The organism is Cyclonatronum proteinivorum, assembly GCF_003353065.1.
GTDB classification, from domain to species: domain Bacteria; phylum Bacteroidota; class Rhodothermia; order Balneolales; family Cyclonatronaceae; genus Cyclonatronum; species Cyclonatronum proteinivorum.
The window spans coordinates 2808343-2822150 of sequence record NZ_CP027806.1 but is presented as its reverse complement, the minus strand read 5'-3'; the positions used below and the strand labels follow the sequence as shown (position 1 = coordinate 2822150).

At 49.0% G+C, this 13808-nt stretch carries 9 protein-coding genes; 5 read left to right on the top strand and 4 right to left on the bottom strand.

The window, feature by feature from the left end; genetic code table 11:
* Window positions 1-2 precede the first annotated feature (2 nt).
* Window positions 3-1106 (top strand): redox-regulated ATPase YchF, encoded by a 1104-nt coding sequence (ychF, locus tag CYPRO_RS10720; RefSeq protein ID WP_114984610.1) that lies wholly within the window; start codon window positions 3-5, stop codon window positions 1104-1106.
* 524 nt (window positions 1107-1630) lie between these two features.
* Here ychF and aceA read toward each other — a convergent pair.
* Together aceA and CYPRO_RS10710 are read right to left on the bottom strand one after the other, a co-directional pair.
* Window positions 1631-2896, bottom strand: coding sequence for an isocitrate lyase (aceA, locus tag CYPRO_RS10715; protein ID WP_114984609.1), 1266 nt, complete (start codon window positions 2894-2896; stop codon window positions 1631-1633).
* Between the two features lie 148 nt (window positions 2897-3044).
* Window positions 3045-4688: a malate synthase gene (locus CYPRO_RS10710; protein WP_114984608.1), complete on the bottom strand. Its 1644-nt coding sequence runs from the start codon at window positions 4686-4688 to the stop codon at window positions 3045-3047.
* Window positions 4689-4983: 295 nt separating this feature from the next.
* Between CYPRO_RS10710 and CYPRO_RS10705 the strand changes: the two genes are divergently transcribed.
* The 4 genes from CYPRO_RS10705 to CYPRO_RS16855 all read left to right on the top strand — a co-directional run bounded on the left by CYPRO_RS10705 (window position 4984) and on the right by CYPRO_RS16855 (window position 12035).
* Window positions 4984-6480 (top strand): XRE family transcriptional regulator, encoded by a 1497-nt coding sequence (locus CYPRO_RS10705; RefSeq protein WP_114984607.1) that lies wholly within the window; start codon window positions 4984-4986, stop codon window positions 6478-6480.
* A 29-nt stretch (window positions 6481-6509) separates the two neighbouring features.
* On the top strand, window positions 6510-7865 hold the full coding sequence (locus CYPRO_RS10700) for a hypothetical protein (RefSeq protein WP_114984606.1): 1356 nt from the start codon (window positions 6510-6512) through the stop codon (window positions 7863-7865).
* A gap of 509 nt (window positions 7866-8374) precedes the next feature.
* Window positions 8375-11584 (top strand): T9SS type A sorting domain-containing protein, encoded by a 3210-nt coding sequence (locus tag CYPRO_RS10695; protein ID WP_164682717.1) that lies wholly within the window; start codon window positions 8375-8377, stop codon window positions 11582-11584.
* 325 nt (window positions 11585-11909) lie between these two features.
* Entirely contained in the window at window positions 11910-12035 is a 126-nt protein-coding gene (locus CYPRO_RS16855; protein ID WP_270049182.1) for a hypothetical protein, read from the top strand.
* Window positions 12036-12097: 62 nt separating this feature from the next.
* On the opposite strand, the gene purE is transcribed toward CYPRO_RS16855, so the two are convergent.
* Together purE and CYPRO_RS10685 are read right to left on the bottom strand one after the other, a co-directional pair.
* Complete coding sequence (purE, locus tag CYPRO_RS10690) at window positions 12098-12601, bottom strand: 5-(carboxyamino)imidazole ribonucleotide mutase (protein WP_114984604.1); 504 nt, start codon at window positions 12599-12601, stop codon at window positions 12098-12100.
* Window positions 12602-12643: 42 nt separating this feature from the next.
* The gene (locus tag CYPRO_RS10685) at window positions 12644-13807 is read right to left on the bottom strand and encodes a 5-(carboxyamino)imidazole ribonucleotide synthase (protein WP_114984603.1); all 1164 of its coding nucleotides are present in this window, start codon (window positions 13805-13807) and stop codon (window positions 12644-12646) included.
* Between the last annotated feature and the right edge of the window lies 1 nt (window position 13808).

Genomic DNA, 13808 nt, shown 5'->3' with positions numbered 1-13808 from the left:
TTATGAGTTTACGCTGTGGCATTGTAGGCCTTCCGAACGTCGGAAAGTCAAGCCTGTTTAATGCACTTTCAAACGCCGGCGCTGAAGCCGCGAACTTTCCGTTTTGTACGATTGACCCCAATGTGGGCATTGTGCCGGTACCGGATCCCCGTCTGACCAAGCTTACGGAACTGGTGAAGCCTAAGAAGACCATTCCCACCAATATTGAGTTTGTGGATATCGCAGGCCTTGTGAAAGGGGCTTCGGAAGGAAAGGGGAAAGGCAATGCTTTTTTGTCGCATATCCGCGAGGTAGATATTATCGTGCACGTGGTGCGCTGCTTTGAAAACGACGATGTTATCCATGTAGAGGGCAGCGTTGATCCGGTTCGGGATATTCACATTATCGATTCGGAGCTGCTGTTCAAAGATCTGGAGAGCGTAGAAAAGCGTATCGACCGCCTGAAAAAGCAATCCAAAAGCGGGGATAAGGTGATGAAGGCGCAGCTTGAGGTTGCAGAGCGGCTGCAACAGCACCTTGAGAACGGGGAGCCGGTGCGTACCTTTGAAATCGGGGAGGAACAGCGGGAAGCCTACAAAGATGTTTTCCTGCTCACTGAGAAGCCTGTGCTCTTTGTGTGCAATGTTTCGGAAGACGACATCGCCAACAGCGGGGCCGACAATCCCTATGTGCAACAGGTTCGGGAACTTGCTGAAAGCCGTGGTTCGCAGACCGTTGTGGTTTGTGCAAGTATTGAAGCGGAAATCGCCGAGCTTGATGAGGAAGCCAAGCTTGAATTTCTGCAGGATCTGGGTCTCGAGAGTGCGGGGCTTGACCTGCTGATCCGTGCTGCATACGCCCGGCTCGGACTGATTACCTACTTTACGGCTGGCGAGAAAGAGGTCCGCGCCTGGACCATTCGCGAAGGCTTCAAAGCCCCGCAGGCCGCCGGCGTAATACATTCCGATTTCGAGCGGGGCTTCATTCGTGCGGAAACCATCGCCTTTGCCGATTTCGTGATACACGGTTCAGAATCCGCCGCCCGCGATGCCGGTAAGCTCCGCAGCGAAGGCAAAGAATACCTTGTGAAAGACGGCGACGTGCTGCACTTCCGCTTTAACGTGTAGGTTGCAGTTCGGAACCGCGCACGTTTGAATTAATTCTTAAAATCCATCCTTCGGGGCAGACGCACTTCCCGGAGGGTGGGTTTTTTCGTCCGGGATTGAGATCTGCTGCGCTTTGGTCGTCATGCAGAGGTAGGTGTGGGTTCTTAGACTGTGCCCGGGGCCTGAGTGTCTGCTGCGCTGCCGTTTCGGTCTGATTTATTTTTATAGGAGGGGGAATACCGTTAACATCAGCGGTTTCGTGGCAAATTTGTACCTTCAATCCTGCAGCACGTCCCATGCTTTTTTGCGGGTAGCGCCGGTTTATCTTCACCGAACCCGAAAGGTCTGTAAAAAAAACAAAAGGACGCCCGTTCAGAGCGCCCTTTTTGAGTGTTTTGGGATAGAAATATGACCTTTCGTTTAGAAAGAGTGTTAAGTTGGTCCGGCAGGTTTTCAGCCTTACGGACTGCTATGAACTAACCAATACAAATGTTTGCGTTGTGATTCACTAATAATAGCGTGTTTCTTTTGTTGGCATTGCCTTATCAGAACTGCTCTTCTTCGGTAGAGCCTTTCAGCGCCAGCGTTGAGGATTCGCCTGCGGTGATGGTGTTACTCACCATATCGAAATAGCCGGTTCCCACTTCGCGCTGATGGCGGGTAGCGGTATAGCCGTCTTTCTCGGTGTCGAATTCCTGCTGCTGCAGTTTGGAGTAGGCAGACATGCCGGCTTCCTTATACGCCTTCGCGAGGGTAAACATGCTGTAGTTGAGGGCATGGAAACCTGCGAGGGTGATAAACTGGAACTTGTAGCCCATTTCGCCCAGGTCTTTCTGGAAGCTTGCAATGGTTGCTTCGTCGAGGTGCTTTTTCCAGTTGAAGGAAGGGGAGCAATTGTAGGCCAGTAATTTGCCGGGATACTTCTCGTGAATGGCTTGTGCAAATTCACGGGCTTCGCCTACATCGGGTTTGGCGGTTTCGCACCATACGAGATCTGCATACGGGGCATAGGCAAGTCCGCGGGAGATCGCAGATTCTATACCACCGCGAATCCGGAAGAAGCCTTCCGCGGTACGCTCGCCGGTGATGAACGGCTCGTCGTAAGGATCAATGTCGGAGGTTTGCAGGAAGGCGCCGTTGGCGTCAGTACGGGCAACGAGTACGGTAGGCACATCACAAACATCAGAGGCCAGACGGGCTGCTGTGAGCGTGCGGATGAACTGCGCAGTCGGGACAAGAACTTTGCCGCCCATGTGACCGCATTTTTTCTCGGAAGCCAGCTGATCTTCGTAGTGCACACCGGCTGCACCCGCGTCGATCATGCCTTTCATGAGTTCAAACACATTCAGGGGACCACCAAAACCGGCTTCGGCGTCGGCTACGATAGGGGCAAACCAGTCAACGCTGTCGTCGCCTTCAGAGTGATGGATCTGATCTGCGCGCTGCAGGGCGTGATTGATACGGCGAACCACATCGGGTACGCTGCTCGCAGGGTAGAGGCTCTGATCGGGGTACATCTGACCCGCATTGTTGGCGTCGGCTGCAACCTGCCAGCCGCTCAGGTAGATGGCTTTGAGGCCGGCTTTAACCTGCTGCATGGCCTGATTGCCGGTGAGAGCGCCCAGGGCATTGATGTAGGGCTCGGTATGAAGCGCTTTCCAGAGTTTGTGGGCGCCGTTTTCTGCCAGGGTGTATTTGATTTGTACGCTGCCGCGGAGTTTTACGACGTCTTCAGCGGTATAAGCACGCTTGATGCCATTCCAGCGGGGATCGGTGTTCCAGTATTGTTCGAGTTCGTTTGCGTTTTTCATAAGTATAATAACCCGTGAGGTTGATTGTGGTGAATGAAGGACAGATGTTGCGGTTGAATCAAAAAGGTTGGTATAGATTGAAGGATGCGGGGCTAATCTATCGCCCCGCGCACATACAAAAGCTTAATTACAGCATGTTCCCGTACGATCAGGCCGGATCTGAGGCCATGGACAGGAAGTCGTCAAGCTCGTCTTTCACAAAAGCTGCTTCCGCGTCAGCTGCCGCCTGCGTAAACTCTTTTTTGAGTTTATTTGCAAGAGCGTCATTTTTCCCGGAAAGGCTTTCGTCAACTTCGGCCAGAATTTTTTCCAGCTCTTCTTCGAAAACAGTGTGGATGAGTTCTTTGGTCACTTTCGTACCGCAGGAAAGCGTGGTGTTGTGGTGCAGCCACTGCCAGGTTTGCGCCCTGGAAATCTCAAGGGTAGCAAGGTCTTCCATCAGGCCATCCCAGGCTACGCAGCCGATATCCTGATTCCAGCCCTGCATGTAGCCAATACCAACGCGAACATTGGTGCGAAGGCCTTTCATAGTGCAGTCGCCTTTGGAGTTGGGCAAGATGTCGGGGTATTTATCAAAGTCATCGAGGGTGCGACTCAGCTGATTGTCGTGCTTGAACTCGTTGAGCGCATAGCCAATGAAGTAAGGGTGGGAAACCCAGCACCCGTCGTGACCGATGGCTGCTTCGTATCCTTTATCGGCTACAACTTTGGCTGTTTGTTCGGCACGGGCTTCTTCGGTTTTACCCGGAGTAAAGGCCGACATGCCGCCGATGGCAAAAGCACCGCGCGAGTGACAGATTTTGATCAGGCGTTTGGCGTAATTATCCATCCAGTATTTGTGCATGTTAATGGTCGCACGGTCTTCCATAATGCGGCCCCTGTGGGTTTTCAGCACTTTGATATCGCTGAAGATTTTATCCCAGCGCCCTACATTCAGACCGGCTGCCCGTTCGCGTAATTCGAACAGAATTTCTTCAATCTGAAAAGCGCCGGTCAGGGTTTCGATCAGGAAAGTGGTTTTGATGGTGCCGGGAGAAACGTCGAGTATCTCTTCAATTTCGGAGAACACGTTGTTCCACCAGCGGGCTTCGAGGTAGTGTTCGCATTTGGGAACGTAGTACTTGGGCGTTTTGCCGCGCTTCATCTGATTTTCGACCATGGTACAGGCGGTCATCCAAAGGTCAAAAATTCCGCCGGAAACCGGTTCGCCGTCAATCGTTACATTCACTTCATCGAGGTGCAGGCCGCGTACACGAACCATCACCCCGGCCATATCTTTGGGGTCGAGTTCGTAATGCTTGGCAGGGTTTGAAGGGTCGGTCCAGCTCAGGTTACCCTGACTTGCGCCCTGCACGTTCAGCACGCCGTCCAGCACATTTTCCCAGCTGGGTTTCATAGAATCTTCGAAATCCAGCATGGCCATATCCGCCCGGTAGCCGTCGCTGTTCCGGGAAAGCATGTTGATAACCATTTTCGCAGAGTTAACCGGCCCGGTAATTTCAACCCGGCGGCGGCGGAGATCTTCGGGGATGGGATTCACAATCCAGTTGCCGGAGGCCGCTTCTGTATTTGTGTCTTCGTACTCGGGCAATGCGCCATTATCAAAGGCAGCCTGACGCTTATTGCGTTCTGCTAAAAGCGCTTTTCTATCAGACTGAAACTTACGGTGAAGTGCTGCAAGCACCTCAAGGTTTTCTGTGGTAAAGATTTGTTTCGCTTTTGGCGTAAGGGCTCTATCCGTAACAACGACTCCTTCGGGAATCTTCAGTTCTATTTCGGTTGATGTATTCATAAGACAAATTTTGGTTGACTGAAGGCTTAATGCTGTATCACGTAATTAAGGTAAGCTAACGAATTTATATTGTCAAGCGAAAATTCGCTAAAAATAGATATTCGCTAAAATTAATTTTTTTGCTGCTTGTTGCACGATCATTTCGAAACCCTTAAATTCGCTAATAGCGAAAATTTTCTAAAAATGATTATTCGCCTGAACTGAATACCGTTTTTATGTTGTGTTTTCACGCACTCTCTACCAAGCCTGTTCGGACTGTTCATCGCATCATTCAAATCATAATTTTGCACATACTATGGACGAGCAAAACCTGAAATTCATTTTCGGACTGAAACTGAATCAGCTTCGAAGTAAAAAGAATCTGTCTTTAAAAGAGTTGTCTGCCGCGTCCGGTGTTTCAGCTTCTTATCTGAATGAGATAGAAAAAGGAAAAAAGTATCCCAAGGCCGACAAAATAGTTGCGCTTGCTGAAGCTCTTGACATTTCTTACGATGATCTTGTATCCCTTAAGCTTGAGGCAGAACTTAATCCTCTCAGCGATATTCTGCGCGACGGTACCCTGCAGGATATACCGTTTGAGCTGTTCGGCCTGGAAACCTCCGATATCATGGAGCTGATGAGCAACTCGCCCATGAAGTTTTCTGCATTGCTCGATACCTTCTCCAAAATTGCCCGAAACTATGATATGCGGGTCGAGCATCTGCTTTTTGCAGCCATGCGTTCCTATCAGGAGATGAACAACAACTATTTTGAGGACATAGAAACCAAGGTTGACAGCTATATCCGCAAATACTCGCGCTTTGATTTCAGGAATAAAAATGCGGCAGCTTTAGGGGAACTTTTGCATCAGAACTACGGCATTGAAGTAAAGGTGCAACCTTTTAAGCGGGAAGACGCCATAGACGGCATTCGGGCCATCCATGTGCCGGGCAAAAAGCCAAAGCTACTGCTCAACGACAAGCTTATTGAAGCGCAAAAAAAATTCCTGATCGCCAAAGAAATCGGTTTTAAAGAGCTTAAGCTCAAAGAACGCGCACATTACTCTGTCTGGAATAATGTGGATACCTTTGATAAACTGCTCAACAATTTTAAGACTTCCTATTTTGCGGGGGCACTCCTGATTCCCCGTACCGAAATTCTGGCTGAGCTGCGTGAATTCTTCAAAAAGCCACAGTGGGACGGTAAAGCCTTCCTCGGTATCATGCAGCGTTTTGACGCAACACCGGAAATGTATTTTCACCGGCTTTCTCAGCTGCTGCCCCACTATTTTGAGATTGATCAGCTCTATTTCCTGCGGTTTAACCATCACATGCCTACCGATTTCTACACGCTCACTAAGGAGCTGCATTTTTCCCGATTGCATCAGCCGCACGGGATAGGTTTGAATGAGCACTACTGCCGCCGCTGGATTACTCTCATCCTGCTAAAAGAACTTGCCGCTGCAAAAGGGAAGACAAATGGCAGTAAAACGCCTATAGTCGGCGTTCAGAAGTCCCGTTTTCACAATACCGAAAATGAGTACTTCTGCGTGTCTATGGCGCGACCACTGGTGTTAAACCCTGAGGTCGGTTCCTGCGTGACGCTCGGCTTTGTAATGACCGAAAAGTTCAAACGACGGGTTCGTTTCTGGAATGACGAGCGTATCAAACTGCTCACGGTTAACAAGACCTGCGAACGGTGCGGAATTACCGACTGCAAAGAACGTGTTGCACCGCCAACAATTTATGACCGCCTACAGCACCAGCAAAAAATGGAAGATACGCTGCAGTGCATGATCAAAGAGTATCAGTAAGAAAACTGCTTAAAAAGTTAATGTAAGACATGACTGCTCGTTTAACCCGGGCGAAGATATTTCGCATTATTGCAGGTATTGTGGGCGCTGTCTTACTGATTGGGATTTCCGTCATTGCAGGTTTCTTTTACTATGTGAACTACGCTGGTCGCGATTTAGATTTACCCGGCTGCAACGATCCGCTTGCGCTCAATTTCGACGCGGATGCAACCTACCCAAGCGGAAATTGTTTTTATCCGCGTACCGTCATTTCATACGAACGGCGTAGCCGCATAACAAGCCGCGCGTATGAGTCTTCCGGCCTGATTTACTGGAACGACAAATTCTGGACCCAAAACGATCACCGTGACCTGAACCTTTACGGATTTACGTTTGAAGCCCCTATGTCATTCGAAACCATTACGCTGAACGGCTTGCGAAATGTGGATTGGGAGGAAATTGCTCAGGACGATAATTACATTTATGTAGGAGATATCGGCAACAACTACAGTAACAGAAGGGACTTGCTGATCTACAAAGTCGATAAACTGCATCTCCGCAACGGAGACCTGCGCTATGAAATCATCCATTACAGGTATGAAGATCAGCAACACTTCTATTCGAGGCGACAGCCGGGCTTCGGCTACGACAGTGAAGCATTTATCCTGAAGAACGGATACATTTACATTTTCACGAAAGAAATCAATACGCTCTCCACAACTGTGTACCGCATACCCAACAGGGCGGGAGCGCATGTAGCTGAGCGGGTAAATGCCTTCAATGCAAAAGGGATGATTACCGGTGCCATGTATTTGCAGGAAGAAAGACTGCTCGCGCTTGTCGGATATAATTTCCCCTTTATCTCAGCTCCGTTTATCTGGCTGTTTTATGATTTTGAAGGGGATGATTTTTTCGGGGGAAACAAACGGCGAATCGGCCTGAATTATCTTCAGTTCATGCCCATGCAGGTTGAAGCCATTACGACCATTGACGGGCTAAGCTGGTATCTTACCAATGAACAAGCCGGTTTAAGAAGACCCTTCCGCTTCGGATCTGTTCAGATGATCCATGAACTCGATCTGAGTCCCTTTCTGGAAGATTACCTGAGCCGCTTACCGCCCCCGGACCGCTATTACTACCGTGGCTTTGGGGAGCTGACCGACCCCACAAACTGGTTCACAAATCCCAACGGCTCAGGAAGAAGTCCGGCAGATTTCAGCGGAGAAAATATCAGCTGGGTGCTGACCACTCAGGGCGAGCATCAAAGTAACAAGCCGCTGATCCTGGAGGGAAATGGGAGTCAGCTTATTATTGGAGACGGGATTCATCCGGTTCAGCTGCAGCTTCCCGCAATTGAAGCTGACACGGTCATTACCCGTCAAAATGTAAGCATATTAGTAGATTAGCCCCACTCTGTTAAGTTAGAAGTTGTTGTCGGAGGCGTGGTTTTATGCTCATCTTGATGAAGACGGTTTTGACTTGGATTTTTTTATTAAAAAGCGTTGTGTCTGCTACGGTATATGTAAGGAATCAGGTAAAGATGATTTGCGAAAACATCAACCCGCATTATTTATACTTAGAAGGGTTTTATCAGCTGAATGAAAGTTTAAATTTAGATTGGTGGAAAATGCGGGCTCAATCTGGTTTGGCTTACATTTGTTTTAGGCTTACTCAAAATATAATAATTAACTTACATAGTGTGCCTGGTTTGACTTCAGTCTTGAAGAATCGCTCGCAGCCATAACAAAGCAAATAAAGTTAATAACTCAGTCTGCTCATTGGCAGTTTATACAGACACTTTGCAAATTTATTTTTTATAACAGCAAACAAGGTGGATCTCATGAAAGCACGGGTAAATCATTTATATAAAGTCTTCGCAGTTTTATGTTTATTTGTAGCACTGCCAACTTCGGGTTTGTCTTTTGCAGCTGCTGCAACCGAAATCCCGGGATGTACGGATCCGCTTGCACAAAACTACAATTCAGAGGCTACAGTTAACGACGGCAGCTGTACCTATGCATCACAAACCATCACCTTCACCGAGCGCAAAGAGCTTGCCCCTGTTCTGGAAGGGACTTCCGGGATGATTGTCTGGCAGAATCTGTTTTGGTCCCACAACGATGGCAATGATCTCAATATTTATGGGTTCACTTTCGATGATCCGCTTGATATACAGGCTTTAGAGCTGACCGGCCTCACCAATAACGACTGGGAAGAGCTTACGCAGGATGAGCACTATCTCTATATGGGAGATATAGGTAACAACTATGGCAGCCGCACCAATCTTAAAATCTATAAAATTGAGAAGCAGGCGCTGCTGAGGGGAGAAATGGTTGTGGAGGAGATCGCTTACAGCTACGATGATCAGACAGATTTCAGCCCCGGAGGATCACTGATCACGGATTATGATGCAGAAGCATTTATTGTTACGGACGAATTTATCTATGTTTTTACCAAGCAGTGGACAAGCAGACAAACGAGCGTGTACCGCATGCCTAATGAGGCGGGAACGCATGTAGCTGAAAACATTGCAACATTTGATGTAGAGGGCCTGATCACGGGTTCCGTTTATTTGCCGGAAGAGCGCCTGATTGCGCTGATTGGCTATAACTTCCCGGAAGTCACGACGCCGCCTTTTATCTGGCTGTTGTATGATTTTCAGGGGGATGATTTTTTCGGTGGCAACAAGCGCAAGCTTAACTTTAACCTCTTCTCTTTCGCACTGCATCAGCTTGAGGCCATTACGACTATAGACGGCCTTACCTACTACGCAACCAATGAGTTTGCGAGTACTACCACGCCGTTTCCCGTAACTGTGCCGCAGCGCATTCACCAAATTGACCTGAGCCCGTTTCTTTCCGGCTATCTCGAGTCGCTGCCTGCGCCACAGGCATTCTATTACCGGGGGTCGGGCTCGCTGTCGGATGTATCTAATTGGGCCAGCAATCCAAACGGTAGCGGTCGCATACCTGAATCATTTGCCCTCAATGGGGTCAGCTGGCACATTGTTTCGCCTGACTCGCTGATCCTGAATGAACCGCTGCCCGTAAGCGGTACTGATGCGCGCGTGGTTTTGGGTGACGGGCTTTTTCCCGTACACCTGCATGCAGAGGCTGAAATCAATGGATCTGTTTATATGAATGAAAACACATCCATACACATCGAGGGGGGGCAGCCACCCGATTTTGAGCATGTAGCTGACGGTACTACCGTAACCATCAGCGGGGTACCTGATCTTGAGCTTTCAGAAAGCAGCTTTTGGACGCTGGCTATTCTGGAATCAGCATTCAAAGCCCTGGATAACCCCAAAACAGTATCCATTCGGGGCGACCTTTCGCTGATTCATACTGAAGCAGCCTTACAGCATACCGACGGATGGCGCTTTGTAATAGAAGGTTCCGCGGATCAGACATTAAACCTGCAACCGGTGTGGTCAGCTGATGAACTGGTGATCGCTAAAGTTGCGGGTAAGGTGCAGCTTACGGAGGGCAGTCATATTAGAATTACTGGGCTGCTGTCGCTGGAATCCGGTGAATTGACTCTGTTGGATGACACAAGTATCACAGTAGCTTCGGGTGCAAGCGTATGGGATGAAGGCGAACTGCAGCCACAGCTGAATTTTGAGCGTCTCATTACTTCGCCTCAGAGTAGTGGTGGCAATCAGGGGCATTGGATTAACCTTGCGAGTCCGGTTCCAGTCGCAATTGCAGGAACAGGCGGTTTACTCGAGCCGTTGTGGACGCAAGGATTTCCGGGGGCTAATGAAAACATTCCGGGATCGGATTCCTCCGTATTGTTTTTCACGGCAGAGTCAGAAGATACAGCGTATACGCCGCCTGCAGAAAATGCCATTTCTCCGGGAGTAGGCGCACTTGTTTATGTGCTTGAAAACAATCCGCCCGATGATACAAACGCTCCGGTTGATTTCTCACAACCCCTTCGGGTTTCCGGGCAGGTTCCCTGGTTTGAAAATGGTATGGTGCCTTATGCTTTTGAAAACCTGCATACCGCTTTTGACGGCCAAACGAATGGTTGGAATCTGCTTGGTAACCCGTTTGCAGCATGGCTCGACTGGGGTAAGACTGAAGGATGGCAGGCTGCTGATATGGATATTTTTGCATGGGTTTGGGAGCCTGCCGCACAGCAGTACCGGCTCATGGAGATGGGGGGCGGTGTACCGATACCCGATGTTACGACGGCTCCGTATATCGCGCCTTTTCAGGCGTTTTGGGTTCGTGCTTCTGATGAAAATCCGGCACTTTCCATCCTGCCTGAGGCCATTACCCGGGAAAAAAACGCTGAAACTTTCTTCAGACCTGAAACAGGTGAAACGGAACCGTTTGTAAGGTTTATTTTTGAAGCAGACAGATATGAAAGTGCAGCTGCAGTGCGCTTCGGGGATCGCTTTGAAAGCGGTACAGAACCATCTGCTTACGACGCACCCGCTTTGTGGCCGCTCTCCCATAATTTCGCCTATCTCGCGTTAATCTCGGAATCGCACCCTAAACCCTACATGCTGATGTCACAGCCGGTGGGGTTGACTGAAAGGATTGAAGTTGGCATGTATCCGTATGCAGTTATCAATGCAGAGCCTTTTACCGGTTTATCTGAAATGCGCTGGGTAATTGATGATCAGTTACCCGGAGAGTGGGGGCTTACACTCATTCATCACGAAACAGGTATACACATTAACCTCCGTGAAGAATCAAGCTATTTATTTCATACATCGGAAGGGATGAGTCGAAGTCAGGAACCTTTTACAGCAGCCTCCGGGCCTGCTCAGCTGTTTACGCAGCCTGTATTTTCTCTCATCATCGAGCCGGAACCTGCAACTTCTGCTGAACCGTTGGCGGAAATGCCCGCAACGATAAAGCTCTTCCCAAACTACCCCAATCCGTTTAACCCACAAACGGTTATTCGGTTTGCACTTCCTGAAACCGCTGACGTTCGTTTAACGGTGTATGACAGCTTGGGCAGGAGGGTTGCGTTACTCGCAGACGGCACCAAATCTGCAGGTGTGCACGCTGTTATATTTAATTCGGGAAATTTATCGTCAGGACTATATTTCTACGAAATGCGAACGCAAGAAGCGTCAATCGTACGGAAAATGACGCTCTTAAAGTGAAAAAGGGAAGAGCATGAAGTATTACCTGCTTGGATTCCGTAGGTATACGTACTGAAAGGTGCCCTAACCCCTATGCTTCGCATATTTTCAAAACGGTACAGCTTGTGTTTTCAACCTTAAAATAATCAGGTATATATAGCCTGTGGGTTGACTTGCCGACAAAAAAGTAGTTATGTCCAGTTAAGATTGACATTCATCGATAAATGAGGGGGTTTTATCGAAAAATACTGAATTTACTACGTGTTTACCCTTATAATTGCTGAGTACAATAGGACTGTATAAGAGTATTCAATATAAATTTTGCATTCTAAAAACGTTGATGAATATGCGCACCAGAAATGAATCTGTAACAACGACAGGGGCTTTTTTCCTTCTTATTTTTGGCTTTATTACGTATGTGATTGTTGCCGCAGTCGGGATATTAGAAGCTGTTTCAAGATTTTTAAGTTAGATCATAAATTTCCGTAATTCCCATCATTAAAGATTTTGTGATGTGTCTGAAAGGAAAATTGATCACGTCAAATTCTCTGTCTTTTTCAGACTTTCATCATGCATGCTTTGGCGGTAGGATTTAAGCTTCTCTGAAATTTCTTCACTAAAAGCACCCAAAATACTGACAGCAAGCAGCCCGGCATTCTCAGCATTGTTAATCGCGACGGTTGCTACCGGAATGCCCCTTGGCATTTGAACAATTGAAAGAAGGCTGTCTATGCCTTTCAGACTTTTACTTTCAACCGGCACGCCAATCACCGGAAGGGGGGTACAGGCAGCCAGCATACCCGGCAGATGTGCCGCTCCGCCAGCCCCGGCAATGATGACTTTTAAACCCCGAGACAGGGCTTCCTTGCCATAAGCAACCATAACTTCAGGAGTTCGGTGTGCGGATACAACCCGGCACTCGCAAGGAATATCGAAGTGCTCGCAAATATTGAAGGCGGCTTTCATAACAGGCCAGTCCGAATCACTGCCCATCACAATACCTACAACGGGCTGTACTTTGTATTCAGAATTACTCATGTGCTCGTCTTCAGATGGTAGTTTTTGTAGGTGTATTCGTAATCATAGTATGGTTGCCTGTTCAATGCGGTCGGCTGTGACCAGCGTATTCTCCAGGTTGTTTCCGAGCACTGTAATGTGCCCCATTTTCCTGCCAAGCCGGCTTTCCGCTTTGCCGTACACATGCAGGTGAACTTCTTCATGTGCGGACTCTGAATCGGGAAGGGTCAGTTCTGCCGGTCCGTTAAACTTGCCCAAAAGGTTGATCATCACAGCAGCGGGATAGCGCATAACAGGCTTAGCAAGGGGGAGCCCGCAAACCGCCCTAACATGGGTTTCGAATTGGGATACCGAGCAGGCCTCCATGCTGAAATGCCCCGAATTATGCGGACGCGGTGCGGACTCGTTGAGCAGCAGCTCATTGTCTTTGGTTAAGAAAAACTCAAAACCGAACAGCCCGATCCCGTCGATTGCCTGAATAGCCTTTTCTGCAAGGCTCACGCATTCGTCCCTCAGGCTTCTCGATATGGGTGCCGGTGCCAGCACTTTGGCACAAATGTGATGATGCTGAATGGTTTCGCAGCACGGATAGGATACCATGCCATGCGCATTCCGGGCGACCATAACAGCAAGCTCTTTTGTGAAGTCCACCATTTCTTCGGCAATAACTTCCCTTCCCGACTCTCCGCCAAATTTCCGGAACGCAGCTTCGGCCTCCGCCTGATTGCTTACTACGGCATTGCCGTATCCGTCGTAACCGCCTTTGGAAGACTTCAGAATAAAGGGCCAGCCCAGGCGCGCACCCGTTTTTTGAAGCGCAGCTACCGATTCCACAACTACAAAATCCGCTACAGGAATGCCCGCGTCCCGAAAGGTCTCTTTCTCCAGGCGCTTGCTTTCAATCAGTTTGAACGATTTCGGGGAAGGATACACGGGTTTGCCGGAATCCCGCTGCACGCGTTCCAGAACTTCACCGTCCAGAAACTCATTTTCAAGGGTGATGACATCTGCCCATTCGGCAAGCTTCATCAGCGTGTCATAGTCGGATACATCCCCTCTGAAAATGACGGGCGTTACCTGTTCCATCGGGTCCTTACCCGAAGTGCTGCACACAGCACCGGTATGAATGCCCAGCCTGAAGGCTTCATAAGCGCTCATGCGCGCCAGTTGTCCTCCCCCGATGATCCCGAGCCTGAAGCCGGGGGGGAGTCCGAATCGTTTATTCATG